This window comes from Psychrobacter sp. AOP31-B2-9 (assembly GCF_052378005.1).
Taxonomy (GTDB): Bacteria; Pseudomonadota; Gammaproteobacteria; order Pseudomonadales; family Moraxellaceae; genus Psychrobacter.
This window is the reverse complement of the sequence record NZ_JBQSXG010000012.1, coordinates 20,523-41,888: the sequence shown is the minus strand read 5'-3', so window position 1 is coordinate 41,888 and position 21,366 is coordinate 20,523. Positions and strand designations below refer to the sequence as shown.

Annotated in this window: 17 protein-coding genes and 1 other RNA gene; 9 read left to right on the top strand and 9 right to left on the bottom strand. The window is 41.7% G+C overall.

All coding sequences use genetic code 11. From position 1 onward, the window contains the following. Positions 1 to 31: 31 nt before the first annotated feature. The 4 genes from ACT3SX_RS02930 (at position 32) to ACT3SX_RS02915 (ending at position 4,514) form a co-directional block, all read left to right on the top strand. Positions 32 to 745: an FFLEELY motif protein gene (locus ACT3SX_RS02930; RefSeq protein WP_192520649.1), complete on the top strand. Its 714-nt coding sequence runs from the start codon at positions 32 to 34 to the stop codon at positions 743 to 745. Positions 746 to 824: 79 nt separating this feature from the next. Continuing rightward, positions 825 to 1,910 (top strand): bifunctional demethylmenaquinone methyltransferase/2-methoxy-6-polyprenyl-1,4-benzoquinol methylase UbiE, encoded by a 1,086-nt coding sequence (gene ubiE / locus ACT3SX_RS02925; protein WP_192520648.1) that lies wholly within the window; start codon positions 825 to 827, stop codon positions 1,908 to 1,910. A 121-nt stretch (positions 1,911 to 2,031) separates the two neighbouring features. Continuing rightward, the gene (locus ACT3SX_RS02920; protein WP_192520647.1) at positions 2,032 to 2,736 is read left to right on the top strand and encodes a ubiquinone biosynthesis accessory factor UbiJ; all 705 of its coding nucleotides are present in this window, start codon (positions 2,032 to 2,034) and stop codon (positions 2,734 to 2,736) included. Between the two features lie 116 nt (positions 2,737 to 2,852). Continuing rightward, positions 2,853 to 4,514: an ABC1 kinase family protein gene (locus tag ACT3SX_RS02915; RefSeq protein ID WP_192520646.1), complete on the top strand. Its 1,662-nt coding sequence runs from the start codon at positions 2,853 to 2,855 to the stop codon at positions 4,512 to 4,514. Between the two features lie 175 nt (positions 4,515 to 4,689). Here ACT3SX_RS02915 and ruvB read toward each other — a convergent pair whose 3' ends face one another. The 5 genes from ruvB to ACT3SX_RS02890 all read right to left on the bottom strand — a co-directional run bounded on the left by ruvB (position 4,690) and on the right by ACT3SX_RS02890 (position 9,970). Then, positions 4,690 to 5,673, bottom strand: coding sequence for a Holliday junction branch migration DNA helicase RuvB (gene ruvB, locus ACT3SX_RS02910; protein ID WP_192518313.1), 984 nt, complete (start codon positions 5,671 to 5,673; stop codon positions 4,690 to 4,692). A 171-nt stretch (positions 5,674 to 5,844) separates the two neighbouring features. Continuing rightward, on the bottom strand, positions 5,845 to 6,468 hold the full coding sequence (gene ruvA, locus ACT3SX_RS02905; protein ID WP_192518312.1) for a Holliday junction branch migration protein RuvA: 624 nt from the start codon (positions 6,466 to 6,468) through the stop codon (positions 5,845 to 5,847). 86 nt (positions 6,469 to 6,554) lie between these two features. Beyond that, complete coding sequence (fba, locus tag ACT3SX_RS02900; RefSeq protein ID WP_192518311.1) at positions 6,555 to 7,592, bottom strand: class II fructose-bisphosphate aldolase; 1,038 nt, start codon at positions 7,590 to 7,592, stop codon at positions 6,555 to 6,557. A 554-nt stretch (positions 7,593 to 8,146) separates the two neighbouring features. After that, on the bottom strand, positions 8,147 to 8,512 hold the full coding sequence (locus ACT3SX_RS02895) for a hypothetical protein (RefSeq protein WP_192518310.1): 366 nt from the start codon (positions 8,510 to 8,512) through the stop codon (positions 8,147 to 8,149). A 255-nt stretch (positions 8,513 to 8,767) separates the two neighbouring features. After that, entirely contained in the window at positions 8,768 to 9,970 is a 1,203-nt protein-coding gene (locus ACT3SX_RS02890; RefSeq protein ID WP_192518309.1) for a phosphoglycerate kinase, read from the bottom strand. A gap of 470 nt (positions 9,971 to 10,440) precedes the next feature. Between ACT3SX_RS02890 and ACT3SX_RS02885 the strand changes: the two genes are divergently transcribed. Then, positions 10,441 to 10,770: a TraR/DksA family transcriptional regulator gene (locus ACT3SX_RS02885; protein WP_192518308.1), complete on the top strand. Its 330-nt coding sequence runs from the start codon at positions 10,441 to 10,443 to the stop codon at positions 10,768 to 10,770. A 28-nt stretch (positions 10,771 to 10,798) separates the two neighbouring features. Here the strand turns inward: ACT3SX_RS02885 and ACT3SX_RS02880 are convergent, their stop codons facing one another. Further along, positions 10,799 to 11,467 (bottom strand): thiamine phosphate synthase, encoded by a 669-nt coding sequence (locus tag ACT3SX_RS02880; protein WP_192518307.1) that lies wholly within the window; start codon positions 11,465 to 11,467, stop codon positions 10,799 to 10,801. A gap of 81 nt (positions 11,468 to 11,548) precedes the next feature. Then, positions 11,549 to 12,598, bottom strand: coding sequence for a serine hydrolase (locus tag ACT3SX_RS02875; protein WP_192518306.1), 1,050 nt, complete (start codon positions 12,596 to 12,598; stop codon positions 11,549 to 11,551). Positions 12,599 to 13,011: 413 nt separating this feature from the next. Between ACT3SX_RS02875 and ACT3SX_RS02870 the strand changes: the two genes are divergently transcribed. The 3 genes from ACT3SX_RS02870 (at position 13,012) to ACT3SX_RS02860 (ending at position 17,375) form a co-directional block, all read left to right on the top strand. Continuing rightward, positions 13,012 to 13,647: a response regulator gene (locus ACT3SX_RS02870; protein ID WP_192518305.1), complete on the top strand. Its 636-nt coding sequence runs from the start codon at positions 13,012 to 13,014 to the stop codon at positions 13,645 to 13,647. 96 nt (positions 13,648 to 13,743) lie between these two features. After that, a complete protein-coding gene (locus ACT3SX_RS02865) occupies positions 13,744 to 15,471 on the top strand; it encodes a sensor histidine kinase (RefSeq protein ID WP_192518304.1) in 1,728 nt (575 codons plus the stop codon). Between the two features lie 209 nt (positions 15,472 to 15,680). After that, positions 15,681 to 17,375: a sigma-54-dependent transcriptional regulator gene (locus ACT3SX_RS02860; protein WP_192518303.1), complete on the top strand. Its 1,695-nt coding sequence runs from the start codon at positions 15,681 to 15,683 to the stop codon at positions 17,373 to 17,375. A 64-nt stretch (positions 17,376 to 17,439) separates the two neighbouring features. On the opposite strand, the gene ACT3SX_RS02855 is transcribed toward ACT3SX_RS02860, so the two are convergent. Both ACT3SX_RS02855 and gpmI read right to left on the bottom strand, forming a co-directional pair. Beyond that, positions 17,440 to 18,939 (bottom strand): S41 family peptidase, encoded by a 1,500-nt coding sequence (locus tag ACT3SX_RS02855; RefSeq protein WP_192518302.1) that lies wholly within the window; start codon positions 18,937 to 18,939, stop codon positions 17,440 to 17,442. Between the two features lie 236 nt (positions 18,940 to 19,175). Next, a complete protein-coding gene (gene gpmI, locus ACT3SX_RS02850; RefSeq protein ID WP_192518301.1) occupies positions 19,176 to 20,813 on the bottom strand; it encodes a 2,3-bisphosphoglycerate-independent phosphoglycerate mutase in 1,638 nt (545 codons plus the stop codon). Positions 20,814 to 21,060: 247 nt separating this feature from the next. Here gpmI and ssrS point away from each other — a divergent pair. After that, positions 21,061 to 21,256: non-coding RNA, 6S RNA (ssrS, locus tag ACT3SX_RS02845), on the top strand. The last annotated feature ends 110 nt before the right edge of the window (positions 21,257 to 21,366 follow it).

Here is a 21,366-nt window from a genome sequence, read left to right as displayed (position 1 = left end):
AAATTATTTACTTTTTATAGGATTTATTAACATGGCCGCTTTAGCCGACCTGCAACAACATTTAACCCGTTTTTGGGCACTACCACACCATCAAGACAAAGCTTTAGACATCAAACTGAAAGACGTACAATCATGGCAACAACAGCGTCTTAAAAAAACGCACAGCGACCTATTTGAACAACCAAAAAATCAACTGATGGCAGATTACTTTTTGACGCAGTTGTATGGCGGTGATGAATTCAAGATACTGGCGGAACAATTAGAACGAATTCTTCCTAAAGCCCAAAAGCTTGAGCGCCTAGCCAAAGAGTCGGCTTTGGAAGCTGGTAGTATGGGTATCCATGCAGCAATTTTAGCGATTGAGCTAGACTTGCATTTGGCTCAGTGGTTGCTTAGTGAAAACTTGCCAGTCAATGAGGATAACATGCTTGCCGCCTATCGCGCTGTCGATGAAGCTGGAGAGCGCCGAGTACAAATCAGCAACCTAAAAGAAGTCTGTTATCGCACTGACAAGCACCTAAACTCATTTATGCTAAAGAAAGCGTTTGCGCTGGCTAAAGGCACAGCATATCGCTATAAATTCCAACCACTTTACGACTTTATTGATACAGGGTTCAAAGCCATGAAGCCTCTCAAAAGTGTGAGTGATTTTATCGAGCCATTTTGTAAGCGTGAACTGATAATTATTGATCAAGTTCATGATATGGATAATGGCAGTAAGCCAATGACGTTTGGTGTATCATAGCCATTATAGTACGCTTAACTTATCACTACTTTATAGCTTTTCAAAAAATAATCATAAAAATGAATAACAGGACACCACCATGAACGATACTGCAAATAACAACTCTCACCTCGACAAAAAACCCGCCACCAACGCTCATTTACAAGATAAGTTGGTAAAAGACAGTATCACTCACAATCAAAATATAACGGCTCAAGTTCAAGCACGACAAACCACTGTAAAAGACAGCAACCATACTGCAAGTACGAATGACTTCACGCAAGTCCAAGACTTACCAACTGGAACACCACAAGGTCAACAAACCACCATGCCAAACAACAATACGATTAATAGCGTAGATAACGAAAACACACAAACCACCAAGCAGACCCTTTTTAATCAACGTGATGATATCAACAATCCGCACACGCCTGATACTGATGGTAATGAACAAACTCACTTTGGTTATAAGACAGTCAATAAAGCGGAAAAACAAGCACGTGTGGCTGATGTGTTTACCTCTGTCGCCAAAAAATATGACATTATGAATGATTTAATGTCATTTGGTATTCACCGTCTATGGAAGCGTTATGCCATTAGCTTATCGGGCGTGCGCTCAGGTCAGCACGTATTAGATATCGCAGGCGGTACAGGTGACTTGGCCAAAGTATTTAGCCGTGAAGTCGGCCGAAACGGTCACGTGGTATTGTCAGACATCAATGCTGCCATGCTAGAAGTAGGCCGCGAACGCTTAATTAATGCTGGCTGCAACAACGTTGATTTTGTATTAGCAAATGCTGAGACACTCGCTCCATTTGATGACAACAGCTTTGACTTGATTACTATCAGCTTTGGTCTACGTAATGTCACGGATAAAGATGCGGCGCTCAAATCCATGTATCGCGTACTTAAGCCAGGTGGTCGCCTATTGATTTTAGAATTCTCAAAACCCGTATTTGAGCCATTATCTAAAGCCTATGATCTATATTCATTTACCGCTTTACCTATTATGGGCAAGCTGATCGCCAATGATTCTGAAAGCTATCAATACTTGGCTGAATCGATTCGTATGCACCCTGATCAGCAGACACTCAAGCAAATGATGCAAGAAGCGGGCTTTGAAAATTGCGACTATAACAACTTGACTGCTGGTATCGTCGCCGTACATCGTGGCTTTAAAGCGTAACGACAACACCTTGGTGATAAGGGGCAACCTAGCCATATCTAACAGTCGTGATAAATGAGCTACTGATCCAAATTAACGATGCGCCTTATTAAAGGCGCTCAATCAAATATGCGAGAGACATATGCTAACGGTCTTACTTTTGGCTGGTGCCGAAAAACTGATTAACCTTGCCATTGCAAGCGATGAGATCACCAAATCAGGTCTAGCACCGCTCGCTGGAAAAGTGCTACGGCTAAATATAGGTATGCCCGAAATTCATCTAGATGTGCTATTTACTGATGAGCATCTACGTTTTGAGCCAGTGACCACCGAAAGCTTGTTTGAGCCAAGTGGTCAAATAAATGAGCGTGAAGCGGCCAATATGGAAAACGCACGTATGGGTCACAGCCATCCAGACTGTACCCTTACCGTGGATAATCCTGCTCAATTGCTCAATCTGATGCGTGGTGCTGAAGGTAATATGCCTATCGCTGGTGACTATAAAGTGTTGATGCAGCTTAAACAGCTGGTTGCAGGATTTGATCCCGACGTTGCCGGTCAGCTTGAGCCGCTCATTGGTAAGCCGATGGCCAGTCAGTTACATCTGCTCATTTCGCAGTTAAAAGCCAGCTTGCGACATAATGCCAAACGCGCCTTTGATGATGTCAGTGACTGGGCCAATGATGTAGCAGGTAATGCTGCACCTGATCCAGTTGCCACGGCAGAGCTAAATGATCTCAAGCAGCAGTTGCTAAAGCTGCGCGCAGATGTCGAACGTGAGGAAGCCAAATTGGCCGCTATCAAAGAAGAACAGGCGCGCTTTCTTGACAACTCGTTTCATCAATAGCCTATTCAGTAGATAAAAAACATTATTATTGACTGTATTATTCATACATCAACAAAACCTATAGATCAGCAAAGTGTTTACCCTATTTCTAAATTTTTCTAGAGTACTTATACCTCATGCTACTATCTCATCGCGCCCGTTTATTTGAGCTTTGGCGTATCGCCGCAACGTATCGCATTGATACGCATCTCGCTATCGAAGAAGCGCCGCAACTACAACCGTTAGCACGTTTAATTCGCATGCACCCAGCCGCTTGGGGTAAGAAACATCAACCAAATGCCATCAAATATGCCATAGAAGACATGGGTACGCTGTTTTTGAAACTGGGGCAACTGCTCTCAACCCGTCGTGATTTAGTGCCACCTGAGATTATCGAGCAATTGGTCCAGCTACAAGATAAAGTCAAGCCTTTTGACGCAGATGTTGCTATTGCACAAATCCAAGATAGCAAACACGGTCTGGGTAAATCTATTGAAAATTTATTTGCCCGTTTTGATGTAAAGCCACTAGCAGCAGCATCTATCGCCCAAGTACATACCGCCGCCATGCATGATGGCCGTGAAGTGGTCGTAAAAGTGGTACGCCCAGATATTCGCACGACTATTGTGACTGACTTTGAATTGCTCCTCGAACTGGCCAATTGGGCATCGGCTCGTATTGAAGCCGCACGAGCGGTACATATCATCGATATCGTCGAAGACTATCGTCAAGTCATGCTCAACGAGCTAGATTTAACCCTTGAGGCCGACAACACCATCCAAATGCGCAATAACTTTCTGGGTTCTGCCTTGATGTATGTGCCAGAAGTTTATGATGCTGCCAAGAACGTGATGGTGATGGAGCGTATTCAAGGCGTACCCATTTCACAAATCGAAGTGTTTGATAAATTGGGCTATGACCGAGCTGCATTAGCCAAAAAAGGGCTAACCATATTTTTCACTCAAGTCTTTCGTGATAATTTCTTTCATGCTGACATGCATCCGGGCAATGTGTTTGTAGAAACACCCTCACTCACTACAATGAATGCTGATGCGCCAGCAGTTGATTTAGGTCATGAACCTCGCTATATCGGGCTTGATTGCGCCATCATGGGCACTTTATCAAAAGAAGATCAGCTCATCGTCGCGCGGATGCTGCTAGCTGTTATGAATGATAACTTTACCGCCATGGTTGATATCGTGAGCCGAGCTGGCTGGATTCCACCAAGCGCTGATAAGCATGCGCTCATGCGTGATATGAAGCGTACTGTCGGACCCATGTTAAACAAACCTATCAACGATATCGACTTTGCTGGCGTATTGATGCAGATTTTGGATATCGCCCGTCGCCATCATATGAGTATTCCACCGCAGTTGATGCTATTGCTCAAAACGCTGGTACACGTAGAAGGGTTGGGTCGTGATTTATACCCTGATCTTGATATTTGGTCACTTGCCAAACCTATTTTGAGCAATTGGATCAAAGAGCAGCTCGATCCGATGCGTAATTTGCAGCAGTTACGCCAGCAACTGCCTGAGATACTACTATCTACCACGGATATTCCTAAGTTACTGGATCAAGGGTTACAAAGCCTTGCTTCACAAGGATCGCGTCAGGACAGTCAACTACGTGAAATACAGCAAATTCGCGCCGATATGCTCAATGATCGCCGCCGCGACTGGATGGCACTGGCAGGGTTTGGACTAAGTATTGCTGTTGCCACGCAAGTCGTTGGCTGGCTGGCACCTTTATTTTATATCATGGCGATACTGGCAATCATTTGGCGTGTTTTGGCCTAAAATCACCGTTGAAATTGCTGAGAGGTTAAGCTTGCTAAGAGTGACAGCGTTTATTGCGTTTAACCTGTGCTAGGTCTAACTGTGAACGCTTCAGGAACGGTCTTATAGAAATAGAAACTAAAAACCCCTAGCGTCCACGATATGGATCATTAGGGGTTTTGCTTGCAGAAAACCCTTATAACATCTGATCTATAGCCATTTGGGTCAATACCCGACCACGAGCGGTACGCAGCACATAACCTTGTTGAATTAAGTACGGCTCAATCACATCCTCAAGCGTCCCTCGGTCCTCAGCCATTGCCGCTGCTACCGCTTCGACTCCGGCAGGACCGCCATCAAAGCGCTCATGCAATATTTCAATATAACGCCTGTCTAAATGATCCAGACCTCGTCTATCCACTGCTAGCATATCTAACGCGCTACCCGCTATCTGACCGTTAATACTGCCATCGCCCTTAACCTCAGCATAATCACGCACACGCCGTAATAAACGATTGGCAATCCTTGGCGTACCACGCGCGCGGCGAGCGATCTCCACTGCACCATCTTCACTCATCGGTACACGCATCAAGCGTGCAGCACGGCTAACAATCGTCGTCAAATCAACAATATTATAAAACTCAAGCCGCTGTACAATACCAAAACGATCTCGTAGTGGCGATGTCAATAACCCCGCTCTGGTCGTCGCGGCTACTAGTGTAAACGGTGGTAAATCCAGCTTGATAGAACGAGCAGCAGGGCCTTCACCAATCATAATATCGAGCTGAAAATCTTCCATCGCGGGATACAGTATCTCTTCGATGACCGAGCTCAGCCGATGAATCTCATCAATGAACAGTACATCTCCTTCTTCTAGATTGGTCAACATAGCGGCCAAATCTCCTGGGCGCTCAAGCACAGGTCCCGAAGTCGAACGCAGATTACCACCCATTTCACGTGCAATAATATTGGCAAGGGTTGTTTTACCCAAACCCGGAGGACCAAAAATAAGCGTATGATCTAACGCTTCATTTCGACCGCGTGCAGCACCAATAAAAACCTCCATCTGCTCACGGACCACTGGCTGACCAATATACTCAGCCAATAATGCTGGTCGAATATTAGAATCAGGGGAATCCCCTGCCCCTTCTAACGGATTAATCAAACGATCATGCGTCATAAGTTTTTCATTATATTGAGAAGTTAGTTAATAAATAGCATAACCAAAGGCCATCTATAAGTCATGCAAAACATCAAAAGTTATCTGCTAAAACGAAAATAAGCGACAATTAATGTCGCTTATTTATTCGATATGTGTTGATATAACCATGAATAGCAATAACGACTAAAATTATTTAAACGTTGATAGCTGCTGCAATGTCGCTTTTAATAATCCTTGCGTGTCTGTAAATGTGTCACCATTACTCTTAGCGGCTTTGATCGCTTGCTGAGCTTCTTTTTCTTTATAGCCCAAACTTATCAATGCCCCCTCGACTTCAGCAATGATATTACCTTCGTCAGACATAGCGGCAGGCTCAATCGCAAACTCTAAATTACTGTTATCAACTTCGATATTTTTTAATTTGTCTTTTAGCTCAATCAATAAACGTTGCGCTGTTTTTTTACCGATACCTGGTATGCGAGTCAATGCGGTTTCTGACTCTTGCTCGACATGCATCTTGAGCTCAGCGGCTGACATCGCAGATAACATTGCCAATGCCATTTTTGCCCCAACCCCATTGATCTTAATCAATTGGCGAAAGACATCACGTTCTTTTCGATCGATAAACCCATAGAGTAACTGTGCATCTTCACGCACATGAAAATGCGTCCAAATACTCGCCTGCTCATTAAGATGTAATTGACAAAAGGAAGGCAGCGGCAACTCAATATCATAGCCAACACCAGAAGCAGTCATGATACAGGCAGTTGGTGCCATCAAATACTGCACCTGTCCAGTAATAAGTCCAATCATATCTACCACCTCTTATCCTATCACAACCAATGAAGGCAAAGATTCTACTCTATGGCCATCTAACCACGATTTTAACGCCTAATAAACTATTTATAAAAATCGACCATAGCCTCAAGGCTTAACGGACGAATCTTATGTGCCTGACCAGCCGAACCGAAGGCTTCAAAACGGTTGGTACAGACATCTGACATCGCAACCATAGAGGCTTTGAAGTATTTACGTGGATCAAACTCGCTAGGATTTTCTGCAAGAAACTGACGGATAGCGCCCGTCGATGCCAAACGTAAATCTGTATCAATATTCACTTTACGTACACCATGCTTAATCGCTTCAACGATTTGCTCAACAGGTACACCATAAGTCTCACCAATATTACCGCCATTTTCATTGATGACTTTTAGCCATTCTTGCGGTACTGATGACGAGCCATGCATAACCAAATGCGTGTTCGGAATACGGGCATGAATCTCTTTAACACGTTCAATAGACAGGATGTCACCTGTAGGTGGACGCGTAAATTTATAAGCGCCATGACTAGTACCAATGGCAATAGCAAGAGCATCGACGTTGGTATCTTTAACAAACTGCTCAGCTTCGTCAGCACTGGTCAATAGCTGCTCATGGTCTAGCACACCTTCTGCGCCAGAGCCATCTTCCTCACCTGCCATGCCAGTCTCAAGACTACCCAAGCAACCAATTTCACCTTCTACAGACACGCCGCAAGCATGTGACATTTTCACAACTTCGCGAGTAACGTTGGCATTATAGTCGTAATCCATTGGCGTTTTGCCATCTTCACCAAGCGAGCCATCCATCATCACTGAAGAAAAGCCAAGCTGGATTGAGCGTTGGCAGATAGCCGCTGACATACCATGATCTTGGTGCATAACTACTGGAATATGCGGCCATTCTTCGATTGCAGCAATAATTAGATGACGCAAAAACGCAGACCCTGCATATTTACGTGCGCCAGCACTGGCTTGTACAATCACAGGTGAGTCACAAGCATCTGCAGCCATCATGATTGCACGCATCTGCTCTAGATTATTGACGTTAAAGGCAGGAACACCATAGCTGTGTTCAGCGGCATGGTCTAAAAGTTGACGTAAAGAAATTAAGGCCATAAAGCGCTCTCTAATTAAAGGTTGAATAGTGTTTTTGAAAATAACTCTTAAAATGACAGCTTTTGAAATAGGGCTTTAGAATAAACAGCAAAAAACCTTGCTTAATAACAGTGACAGCACTGTCAATCTGCAAAACAGTTAATCATTTCAGGGGTAATTAATACGCGGTGATTATAGCAAAATTTGCGATGTCTTCGTAGCAGTTGCATCACTATTTATCGAACTATCTTTTTATAAAACCAATGTTGTAACTTAACCAACAAAATCTAAGTTCATACTCATTTAAAAAACAGTCATTAAATGAGGGAAATAATGCAGATAATACCAGGATATCAATCAGCGACTTGAGACCATTTGGCAGTGTTTTAGCTATTCTCAACCCATTTAACGTTTAGAATGTATTGAAGACAAGTCAGAGGCAATGCAAAAAGCCTTGGCAATCACCAAGGCTTTTCTAGTATTTTGAGAGCTTATAATAAACAAATATGTCCATAACTGATTTAATGGATTACCTATCAATCAGTAGAAGATCAACAAACCAGTCATTACATTGCTTAGTACTGTTGTTCTGCATCAACAGCAACATCTTCTGCACCGTCAGCAACAGCGTCAGCACCGTCAGCAACAGCAGTAGCAGCGCCTTCAACAACAGTACTAGCACCTTCAGTGATAGCATTGCCAGTGTCTTCTAGTGCTTCTGTTGCAGCAGCACCAGCAGTTTCAGCGCCTTCGGCAACTTCAGTACCAGCATCTTGAGCAGCAGTTTCAGCTTCAGCAGCAGTTGCTTCAGTTTCTGCAGCGATATCATCAGCAGCAGACTCAGTAGCCGCTTCAGCGTTTTCTTCTGTTTGTTGACTACATGCAGTAACTGCAAAAGTACCAGCAAGTACGCTAGCAAGTAACAAATGACGTTTTAACATAATAAACCTCTCATAAATAAAACATGTCAATATACATGGTTGCGCTATTTTATAGAGTGCAAATAAGACATGCAATAACAATTTTCAGTATATATACAAATAATAGCTACTTAATAATCAGTAGTTATGCCTGTTTTCTATCCAAAATCAACAAACAAAAATCATAGCTGACATATTAGCTTGCATAGCTTACTTTTAATACTTGTTTTAAATTGTACCAATAATGTTTCAAAAATGTTAATTAATGTTAATAAATTAAGCGCTAATTTGTAGCGCAGCAACTGCAGGAAGAACCTTGCCTTCTACAAACTCCAGGAATGCACCACCTCCTGTTGACATATAGCTAACACCATCAGCAACTTGATATTTATCAATTGCTGCTAAAGTATCACCGCCACCAGCAATGGAGAAGCCCTGGCTATTTTTGACAGCATCTGCCAATATTTGAGTACCTTGACCAAAAGCATCTACTTCAAACACACCTACTGGACCATTCCATAAAATAGTCTTTGCATTGAGAATGGCCTCAGCCAATTGTTTTGCGCTTTCTGGCGCGATGTCTAAGATCATGTCATCTTCGCCAATCGCATCAATAGACTTAACAGTGGCAGTCGCTTTTTGCAATGAACCTGTAAAATCGTCAAAATCAATGTCATTTTTATCAGCAACAATGACATAATCAGGCAATAAAATTTCCGTTTTATTCATAATATCACGGGCAGTATCCACCAAGTCTGCTTCATATAGTGAAGCACCAACACTATGACCTTGCGCTGCTAAAAAAGTATTGGCGATACCGCCACCAACGATAATCTGTGTACATATTTCAGCCAAGCTATGTAAGACTTCTAATTTTGTTGATACTTTCGAGCCACCAACAATTGCAAGCATTGGCTGTGCTGGTGTTTCAAGTGCTAAGCTCAAAGCATCAAGCTCAGCAGCCAATAGAGGACCTGCACAGACTGTTTTTCCTGCTTGACGCATGGCTTGAGTGACACCTTCTGTTGATGCTTGCGCACGATGTGCCGTACCAAAAGCATCCATCACAAATACATCGCATAAGTCGGCATATTTTTTTGCCAAAGAAGCATCGTTTTTCTTTTCACCTTCATTAAAACGCATATTCTCTAATAGTACGACTTCACCAGCTTTGATAGGTGCTCCTTCAGTCAAATACTCACGATTGAGACTCACTGACACCGCTAGCTTATCGCTCAAATAATCAGCAACAGGTGCTAATGAATATATTGCTTCTAGATTACCTTCAGTCGGGCGTCCCAAATGTGAACAAACGATAACGGCAGCGCCTTTTTCTAATGCCATCTGAATAGTAGGCAAACTTGCTTGCAAGCGAGCATCACTCGTGACTTTATTGTTTTTAATAGGTACGTTTAGATCTTCTCGAATTAATACCACTTTATCCGTTAAGTTCAACTCACTCATACGCAAAAAATTCATGAACTGCTCCTATGCATCAATCTGTTGGTTAATTTAAGCTTACTGTTATTGCTAAATGTTGCTATAAAAAGAATTACTCACCATCATTTCCTGGATGTGTATCCTCAATCATTTTATTTATTTCTAATTTTTGACTGGATAAAAGATATCTTTGTAGTTATATGACAAAGATTTTCTATATTCCGCACCGTGTTTTGGCTCATTTATAGTAGTAATGTGATTTAACGAACCAAAGTCGATGGCGATGTATTCTACCAGTTTATATCAACAGCTCATAACCAACATATTAATTAAAAACTTAACATGAGAATGTAGTGGAATAAGAAACCTTAACATTCTGTGGTGGTTTCTGAAAAACCTGTCCTTTACCATAAGACAATTCGCATTACTACAATCAATAAAAAAAGGCTTACGGATATAGGCCAGCATGACTACAATCATTAGGAAAATATAATTATTAGGAGAATACAATGAGTATTAATCTAAACACTGCCAAACAAAATCTGTTGAAACTTAAAGACGAATATGAAATTAGAATTGGCAAAATAGAAGATCATATTCAAAACCCACAAGATGATCTCAATGAGCATTGGGACGACCAAGCGATTTCTTATCGTCAAAACGGTATGCGCAAAAACCTTATGGACGAAGCGCGCCAAAACTTAAGCTATGTCGAAAATGCTCTCAATCGCATCGAAAACAACACTTATGGTGAATGTGAGGTGTGTGACAAGCAAATCGAAGAAAAACGCTTAGAAGCACTACCCTACGCTACATTATGTATGGAGCATGCTGAATAACTATTTACTGCTATTTCTGACGAATAAATTATAAAGCAGGTGGTCCCCACTCAGAAAACGCCTGCTGCCACTCACGACAGCGATTTGCTATTTCTGGGATGGGTAAATCCATAATATCGCCTACTACCGCGACATACTTAATCGGTAATCCTGCTAAATTCGAGACATTTTCAGCCGTTAGACCACCTATCACACACATATCTATACCTTGCTGACAACCTGAAACAATCTGCTCATGCGATACAATATCGGCATTTGGTTTGGTCATAGACGTAAAGACTGCGCCCATCGCAGCATAACTCGCGCCATCTTTTTTTGCCTCTGCCACTAATTCCGACTCACAGTGACACGTACGGCCAATGATTTGATTTGATGATAGATATTTTTTGGCATCGCTAATACTGCCATCTTTTTGACCCAAATGTACACCAACGCCAAGCTTTGCTGCCAAACCAATATCATCGTTAATAACAACGGGTACGTTATACGTACTGGCCAAATCGACTATTTGCTTCGCCTCTTTATACAACTCTGAGGCACCATCAGGTAGAGAAAGTGTTCTCTTACGGCGGATTTGTAGTAGCGCAATTAATCCTGTTGCCAGTGCTGCTTCTAACTTTTGATAGAGAATCTCAAACTCGTCATCGTTGGTCAGCAAATACAACTGAGGCTGTAAAATATTTGATAACTGAATCATATAATACGTCCGTAATTTCCACACAATAAAAAAGCTGTTATATCACATAACAGCCTTTTTATAAGTATCAAAACAATAAGCTTACACTGTACGACGTGTCGCTAAACTGTTGAGAATATTTTTGGCATCACCCCAACGTGTGGCTGAACTGTTCGCACCTAAGATAACAATAATCGCTGGACGGTTGTTTACGCGAGTTTCCATCACGACACAACGACCTGCTTCATTAATGAATCCTGTTTTTGAGATACCAATTGGGTAACTACCATCACGCACCAAACTACTAGTGTTGTTGGCTTTATAGGTACGGTTACCACTTGAATAGTTTGAGACAAAGAAATCGTAGCTCTTAGTGGTGGAGAAACGACGAATGACATCGTAATTACCAGCGGCACGTACCATTTTTACGAGATCTTTTGATGAAGCGACATTGCGCTTATCAAGACCCGTTGGATCGCCAAAGAAAGCGGTAGTCATACCCAAATCTTGAGCTTTACGATTCATAGCACGAATAAAGGCGCTATAGCCACCTGGATAATTACGCGCTAGACTTTTCGCTGCTGGATTTTCTGATTTCATCAATGCCATTAATAGCATTTCAGCACGATTCAAACGATCACCAGCTTTCAAGCGAGAGCTAGCACGCTTTGGACCAACAAAATCTTCTGCATCAAGCGTAATTTCTTCACGCATGTCAAGGCCTGCATCTAATACAACCATCGCGGTCATAATTTTTGTGATACTGGCCATCGGGCGCGCAGCATCAGCATTTTTTTCATAAATAGATTCACCAGTTTCAGCATCGATTACCGCGACACTGCGCGAATCAGTACTGATTGGCAGCATGTCGCTACTGCCAAACTTACCACTGTAAGTGGTATTGTAACTGTTGTTATTACTAGCGAAAGTGGCACCAGAACCATTATCAGTTTTTGTGATAGTGGAGCTGTTGGATTTGTACATGATATTACGCGCTTCAGACAGGCTATCAGCACCGCCCCAACTCATGCGAGCACTAGAACCAGTATCAGTGCTACCATTAATCGTAAGTGCCGCTTGTGATGCACTGCCCAAACTCAATGAAATCATAGCAGCGATTAGTTGCTGTTTGGTTAATGGTAGTTGTCTCATTATGCCCCCTGCTGTCGTTATCACGTCAGTTATACACTGTCTGGCGCCAAGAACGTACGTAGCCTTTATAGATGTGTTTGTAAGTACTCGTATAGAGTTTTTGTATTTTTAGTGTATCATGGTTTGCATTTAAGTTTAATGCATCAAACTGATTTAACGGTTTATTTTTACCGAATTCAAATTTCTCTACAACCAACTTATATTGTAGAAACATTGATTTACGTTTTAGAAACATGCATTCATTTTGAATGTGGCTATCATCCATATTCAATATAGGGTATGTTCAACACGCTATATATTAGATAATAATATTTTAAATACCACAACCTTTAGATGACTCAGATGTCTGGAATCTACTTGTCATTTAGCATCAGTCAAAACCTTCATTCTCACGAATAATAAAGAGTATCGTTATGATTAAAGTATTGGTAGTTGATGATCATGATTTGGTAAGAATGGGTATCAGTCGTATGCTATCAGATAGTGTCGATATCGAAGTGGTCGGCGAAGCAGACAGCGGTGATATGGCTATTAAACTGGCCAAAAAACTGCGCCCTGATGTGGTGTTGCTGGATGTTAATATGCCTAATATCGGTGGGCTCGAAGCAACTAAGCGGTTGATTCAACTGGATATGGGTATCAAGATATTAGCCGTCAGTAGTATGTCAGCACAGCCCTACCCATCGATGCTCATAAAAGCGGGCGTCAATGGTTATATTACCAAAGGCACGCCACTTGATGAAATGATACGAGCTATCAAAAAGATTTATCAAGGTGGTCGTTATTTTAGCCAAGATGTCGCGGAACAATTGGCTGATGTTTTATTATCAGATAATGCCAACTCACCCTTTGACTTATTAAGTGATCGTGAAAAGCAGGTAGCCATGATGGTGGTTAACTGCCAAAGCCCTCAACAAATAGCTGATCAACTATTTGTCAGTGTCAAAACCATCAATACTTATCGCTATCGCATTTATGAAAAAGTCGGCGTTGACAGTGATGTTAAATTGACGCATCTGGCCATTCGTCACGGCTTGATTCAGCCGTAAACTACTTAGATCGTGTCCTCAGTCTGAACATAAAAATCTAAACAGGCTGAAAATGAGGACACGCCCTAGTCACTCTTTCTCAACCACGGTCTATTTATGAAGCCTGCTATTACTCATTATTTACATCACGATGATACCCTTCCACAAACACAGCTACGAAAGCTAGGGCTCATCTATAGCAGTTATCGCTTTGTCCTTAGTACATTTTTTATGTTGATGGGATATGTCACAGCTCAGGCTAATGATAATGTCTCTCTGCCAAGCTTTTTGCAACAAACTGCCCTTAGCTTTTATATTCTACTGAGTCTAATCTTACTTGGACTGTTTTATGTAGTACATAAAAAAATGCAACGCCAACTCGCTTTTGGTTTGGTATTAGATGTTGTGATATTGAGTTTATTACTTTATACAGCTGGCGCTCCTGACTTACAGCTCACCATGCTATATATGGTAGTGGTTGCAGCGAGCTTTATGCTGCTCAATGCCTCACAAGCATTCATTGTTACCCTACTTGCAATTATTTTTGTTATTTATCAGCAGTTTTTTTATGCCATTGCCAATAGTATAAATTTGGCAAACTTAGGTAATGCTCTACTCATGTCTGTCAGCTTTTTGGCCGTTGGCTTTTTAAGTTGGTCTATTTCGCAGCGCCTGATGCAACTTGAAAAAGTAGCAGCGGGACAAGCAAAAGAAGTAGAACGATTGAATGTCATCAATCAAGAAGTAATCGCACAGATGGCGAATGGTGTCATCGTCATTGATAAGCAGCGTGTTGTCCTAGCTAACCTTGCGGCCCATCAATTACTGAGTCTTTCATACAATTTGTCAGTATCAGTACCATTACCTAACCCGTCCAGTGAAGCTAGCCACGCACGCAACAACAATCATACTGAGCTCTTAACCAATTTTGAGCAACAACTCAGTAAGCAGCATGCACAGTTATTAAAAGCCTGCTTGTCAGTAGTAGAAGGCCAATCATGCACTTTTACTTATGATTTACCAGCAGTAGCAAATGCCTCTATATTCGGTAAATTACGTGTGCAAATCGTTCCCTTAAAAGATGATAGCAAACTCATCATGCTAGAAGATTTACGCCGTGAGCAAGCCAGTGCTCAACAATTAAAACTGGCTTCTTTAGGGCAATTAACGGCCAGTATCGCCCATGAAATAAGAAACCCGTTAGCAGCTATTTCTCAAGCCAGTCAGCTATTAATGGAAGACGTAACAGAAACTGAGGAAAAAAACGCAGCAGATGATGATATCGATAATAATTACGAGCTTTATAAAATGATATTTTCACAAACCAAACGGGTAAATCGCATTATCGAAGATGTCTTAAAGCTGTCTCGCCAGCAAGCAGCAAATCAGCAGTCAATCGTACTGGCTGAATGGATGCCAACATTTTTGGAAAACTACTTTTCAAAACATGATGTTTTTTTACGAGTAAACGCACAGCCCACGATATCATTTGATACTCACCAATTGGAACAAGTCTTAATCAATTTAATAAACAATGGCTTACGCTACAGTAGCTATGCCCACTCTCATGCTTATGTGGAAATTGAAATTTATTGTGCCGACAACGATGTTATAATCGATGTTTTAGACAATGGTGATGGTGTGAGCTCTGAAAGTCTCGAGCACTTATTCAATCCTTTTTTCACCACAGATCAAAAAGGTACTGGCTTAGGGTTGTACTTATCACAAGCATTTTGTGAAGCCAACCAGACTCGCTTACTTTATATTCCTGAACATAAAAAAACCTGTTTTCGCTTAATAGCACCTTCTGTGGGCTCTAGTCCGAACATAATGAATGCGAGATAAAAATGCTCTATAAGTAAGGGTTGTCTAATGCATGTTTAATACTCGTTAAGGTTCGAGCATTACCATCACTTTACGCCTTGTCTGGAGCTGTTTTGATGATCAGCAGTGACTATTTTTAAATGTTAAATATATTGTAAATATCAAACATGTCCTAATTAGAAAATGCTATCTTTTTAAATTTTGTAGATATAAATACGATGAGATGATGTATGACAACAACCGCGCTAGTCGTTGATGACGAAGTAGATCTATGCAGATTAATGCAAATTACTTTGACTAAAATGGGGATAAAAAGTGATGTGGCTTACACTCTGTCACAAGCAAAATCCTACTGGCAAGATAATGATTATGATTTTTGCCTAACCGATTTAAATCTGCCTGACGGCTCAGGACTAGATTTGGTAAAAGAAATCAATGGTAGCTCTAGCACTCCTGTCGCTGTAATTACTGCGCATGGTAGTATGGACTTGGCTATCGAGGCGTTAAAGTTAGGTGCTTTTGATTTCGTCAATAAACCACTAGAGCTACCACGTTTACGACAGTTAGTAGAGAATGCTTTAAAGGTTATTCATCAAGACAGTGCATCGACCAGCACACCTGAATCTTCACCTGAGCAAAAAATGTTGAACAGTAGGCTTATCGGTAACTCTGCTGTGATGCACCCTCTTAAGAACACCATTTTAAAATTAGCACGCTCACAAGCACCTGTATTTTTATCAGGTGCTTCTGGCACAGGAAAAGAAGTAGTTGCGAGACTAATTCACGACCTAAGCCCTCGTAGGGATGGTAGCTTTGTGCCAGTTAACTGCGGTGCCATCCCTTCAGAGCTAGTAGAGTCAGAGTTTTTTGGTCACAAAAAAGGCAGCTTCACAGGCGCTGTTACTGACAAGCAAGGGCTGTTTCAACAAGCAAATGGCGGTACATTATTTTTAGACGAAGTCGCAGACCTGCCTTTAGCAATGCAAGTAAAACTACTGCGTGCCATTCAAGAAAAGACAGTGCGAGCTATTGGTGATACTAAAGAAATACCTGTTGATATCCGTATTCTATCCGCCACACATAAAAACTTAAACCGCCTAGTACAAGACGGAGCCTTTCGACAAGATTTATATTATCGCATCAATGTGATCGAGCTAAAACTACCCACGCTTAACGCTCGCCGTGATGACATTCCTGTTTTGGCTGAGCACTTCTTGGCAATGATTGCCAATGAATGGCAGTTAGAGACCGTACCTTCCTTAACTGTAGATGCCTGCGCGCGCTTACAACATCATAACTTCGCTGGCAATGTTCGCGAGCTACGTAATATTCTTGAACGTGCAGTCACGCTAGCAGAAAATCCAACCATTGATACCATTCACTTGGGCCTCGCTGATATCGACACTCATCAAGACATTACAAATATCCAAAGTCCTGAGAATACGAACAATACATACTTACCAGAACCAGAGAAAACTCATAAAACAGCTGATCAAACGCTAGAAAGTAGCGAAACACGTCTCCATTCAACACAAACCACTCAGGTTCAGCAAACAACAACCAATTTGCACCCATATCGTACTAATATTCAACACTTCCCTAATATGATACAACCATCAACTAACAATCATATAGAGGCATTGAATGAAGCCAGTCAGGATTGCAATAACGACACCACCATTTATCAAGCGACGCAAAATAGGGATGGTCAGCAAGTCAGAATAAACGAACTACCAGACGGACAGCTACCCTCTGAAGGGCTAGAGAACTACCTACAAGAGCAAGAAAAGCAGTTAATTATCACCGCACTTAAACAAACTGGTTGGAATAAAACTCAGGCAGCTGAACTTCTAGGCACAACTTTCCGCTCTTTACGCTATCGCATGAAAAAATTGGAAATAGCCGAGGATCAATCCGAATCATAACGTCTCAAACGTTATGATTCATGGTTGGCAATGTTGACAACGGCATTCTGTCAACAGCCAAAACTTAATTACTTGTTTTGTCTATCGTTTTATCGACCTGAGTAGGCTTACGAACAAAACGAATGCCCGAAGCCAATGCTCTGGTTTTTAAAAGAGTTAGTGCTTGCTGCTCCCAAGTACCCTCATTACCTGAAAAGGCCACATCGGGCTTTACACCGATACCATCTATTCTTTTACCTGATGCTGTCATATATTTCGCAACGGTGAGCTTGACAGCTTGTTCATCATTTAGTGGAATCACTGACTGTACCGAGCCTTTACCATAACTCACTTCACCAACGATAGTAGCACGCTTTTGCGCCTGTAAACTGCTGGCCAACACCTCAGCTGCTGATGCTGAATAGCGATTTTGCAACACCACTAATGGCAATGGTTCAAGTAATGCTGCACCTTGAGTCGAGAGCGTACGTGAATCACTTTGACGCGCTTTTACTTGTACCACATCCGTATCAGTCATAAACAAACTAGCAACGCTAACCGCTGATGTTAATACACCACCTGGATTATCACGCATGTCTAACAAGATACCCTGTATGGGTGCGTCTAAATCAATTAAGCTTTCTAACAGTTTTTCACGGCTGTTGTTTTGAAAAGCAGGTAATTTGACGATAGCAATACCGTTGACCAGCCTTGCTTCAATCACTTGAGGGTGACTATTATTACGCTGCAACGTAGTCGTATGCTTACGACGCCCAGCAGTTGACGTCACAATATCTACTTGCGTACCAGCAATCCCTGTTAAGAGCTGCTGGACATCATTGCTTTCTTTGTTTGCATTAAGTTTAAACTCATCTACTTGATGCAAGTAGTCACCAACAGCAATGCCTTTTTTATCAGCAGGTGAATTATCACTAACCTCTGTGATTACCCAATGGCCAGATGCGGATTGATAAGTGACTTTAATACCAACATCACCGACATCACCTTCTGTAAAAGCACGCAGGTTCTCATAGGCTTCAGCATCCAAAAACTCAGCGTGACTATCAAGCTTGGTTAGCATTCCGCTCATTGCATTACTAAAAAGCTCTTCATCATTCACCGTATCCACATATTCACGGCGCACTAAATCTACTACAGCGACAAACGTCTTAAGCGTCTCTGGAGAAATGGCATTTAATGATACTTGTGCAACTTCAGGTGGAATACTGGTATCGATATCATCCGTATCATCAGTTAGCGCTGTTTCATCTGGAATACTATCTATTGAGTCATCAGGCTCATCTGCAGCATCGAGCATATCAGCAATATCTGATAAATTATCAATATCATTTTCGGTGGCTATTTCATCATCATTTAGACTAATAAGCTGCAAACCTGCCGTAGGACTATGAGTCGTATCAGTTGTCTCTAGTGTTGCTGCCTGTGCGTACATACTAACCGTACTTAATCCAAGCAAACCAATTATCAATACAGGCTTACAGACAGTAGGTGCGCTTGATAAGCGTATCATTGGCTTGCCCAATCGTTTAAACACAGACGAGCGTATAAAGTAGAAAGGAGGCATAAGAGAACTCAATTAAATAATAGAATGTACAAAATCATTGTTAATGATGTATTCATCAATATGTGTCTCACAACATAACACCAAGCATGGGCTTAAGACTAGACTAGTATTGCACGTAATTTAGGGAAAATGTATCGAAAAAAAAGGAAAGATAGCTGGTATCTCTCCTTTTTTATCACTATAAACAATACTAATATACTGTCAAAATATAAAGACTAAAATCACTCAGCAATAAATCATGACACAGGAAGCAATAAGCTTTTACCTGTCATTTCAATTGGTATTTCGAGATCCATCAGTGCCAAAATAGTAGGAGCAACATCGCTCAGCTTACCACCACTACGCACTTGCAGCTTCTTATCACCCACATAAATCAAAGGTACTAATTCAGTAGTATGCTGCGTATGTACTTGCCCACTTTCATAATCCTGCATCTGTTCACAGTTACCATGATCAGCTGTGATAAGCATGTCACCACCAGCTGCTCGCACTGCTGCCGCCACACGACCCACACAGACATCTAGCGACTCAACAGCTTGGACAGCAGCATCAAATATACCTGTATGCCCAACCATATCACCATTGGCATAATTCACTACGAGTGTATCGTATTGACCAGACTCAATCGCCTCTACCAATTTATCTGTTACTTCAGGTGCGCTCATTTCAGGTTGTAAGTCATAAGTAGCCACATCTGGAGAAGGTACTAAAATACGAGTCTCGCCTTGATACTCGTCTTCACGACCACCACTAAAGAAAAACGTCACGTGAGCATATTTTTCGGTTTCTGCGATACGTAGCTGTGTTTTACCTTGATCTTGCAAATACTCGCCAAGTGTATTCGTCAAGGATGTTGGGTGATAAGCGATACTGGTTTTTGAATTATCAGCCAACACATCTGAATACTTGGTCAGCATCACAAACGCTGCAAGTTTCGGTTGTTTATTACGAGCAAATCCAGGAAACTCATGATCTGGCAGTACAAATGCTTGGGCAAGTTCACGAGCACGATCAGCACGGAAATTCATAAAAATAAGCGCATCATTGTCGTCGACAGTATATGGTACTTCATCACGTCCAATCACAGTAGTCGGACTAACAAACTCATCCGTCTCACGTGCTTTATAAGCAGCTTGCACTGCACCATCTGCACGAGTAGCTAAACGATCAGCCTTACCTTCAGTGATAAGCTCATAGGCTTTTTGGACTCTATCCCAGCGATTATCACGATCCATTGCATAGTAGCGACCAATAATACTCGCTATCTGTACTCGACCACCTTCATAATGCTCATTGAGTTTATTAATATGCGTGCGTAGACGGTTTATATACTTATCGGCAGACTTCGGCGGTGTATCACGACCATCTAAAAAACAATGGACGAAGACATTTTCGGCGCCATGTACCAATGCTGAGTGACACATTGCTTCGATATGGTCCTGATGAGAATGCACCCCACCATCTGATAACAGCCCCATGATGTGTACATTACCACCAAGCTCATTTGCAGCTTTAACAGCATTTACCAACGCTTCGTTTTTATAAAACTCACGATTAGACAGCTCGCTTGAAATACGAGTGGAATCTTGATAAAGAACACGGCCAGCGCCCAAGTTCATATGCCCAACCTCTGAATTACCAAATTGACCATCTGGTAAACCAACATCTTCTCCTGAAGCTGATATTAGCCCATGCGGATACTGCTGATAAATCTTATCTAAATTTGGCATATCAGCAGCCGCAATCGCATTATCTTTATCTTCTTCACGATTTCCAAAACCATCTAGTATCATTAAGACATGCGGTATTTTTTTATTATTGAGTTGAGCTTGACTATTATTAAGAGATTCTGATTGATGGTTATTATGGGTCATGAATTACCGCTCCTCAAGTGAATGAACGCCTATAATGCTGTATTAGGATGTTTAAAGCCTTCTATCTTAACACACATCTTAAAATAGCTGAAAAACAGCCCTTGCAAGCCCATAATTAGTGGCTAGCAGCACTGATTGCTTACTCAGAATAAGCTTAAAAATCAGCATCAATAATACCTAACATCAAACCTACAGTAGCAATCTGTAAATCGCACTTGCAATCACCCAAACCATTGGTTAAGATAATTATATTCTGAAGTGTTGGCTAGTAGATGTTTATTCCCTGAGCCGATAATGCTTTACCAGGATGTGGTACCTATTGTCTCAATGCGTATGCCTGCACCGCTTGCGGTGTATCAGGAAACCTACAGAGGCAATGACGCATCCGCCCTGAACTTCACGGTTCATGGGTCACCATCTTGCGGCGGCACTTCGGTTGTTATATTCGGTTTTAACCTTTTGAAGTATAACGAATGAGCTTATAATTAATTGGTTATAACCAACAAAAAGCCCCTTTTGTCATCAACAAAAGGGGCTTTTTTATACCTATCTG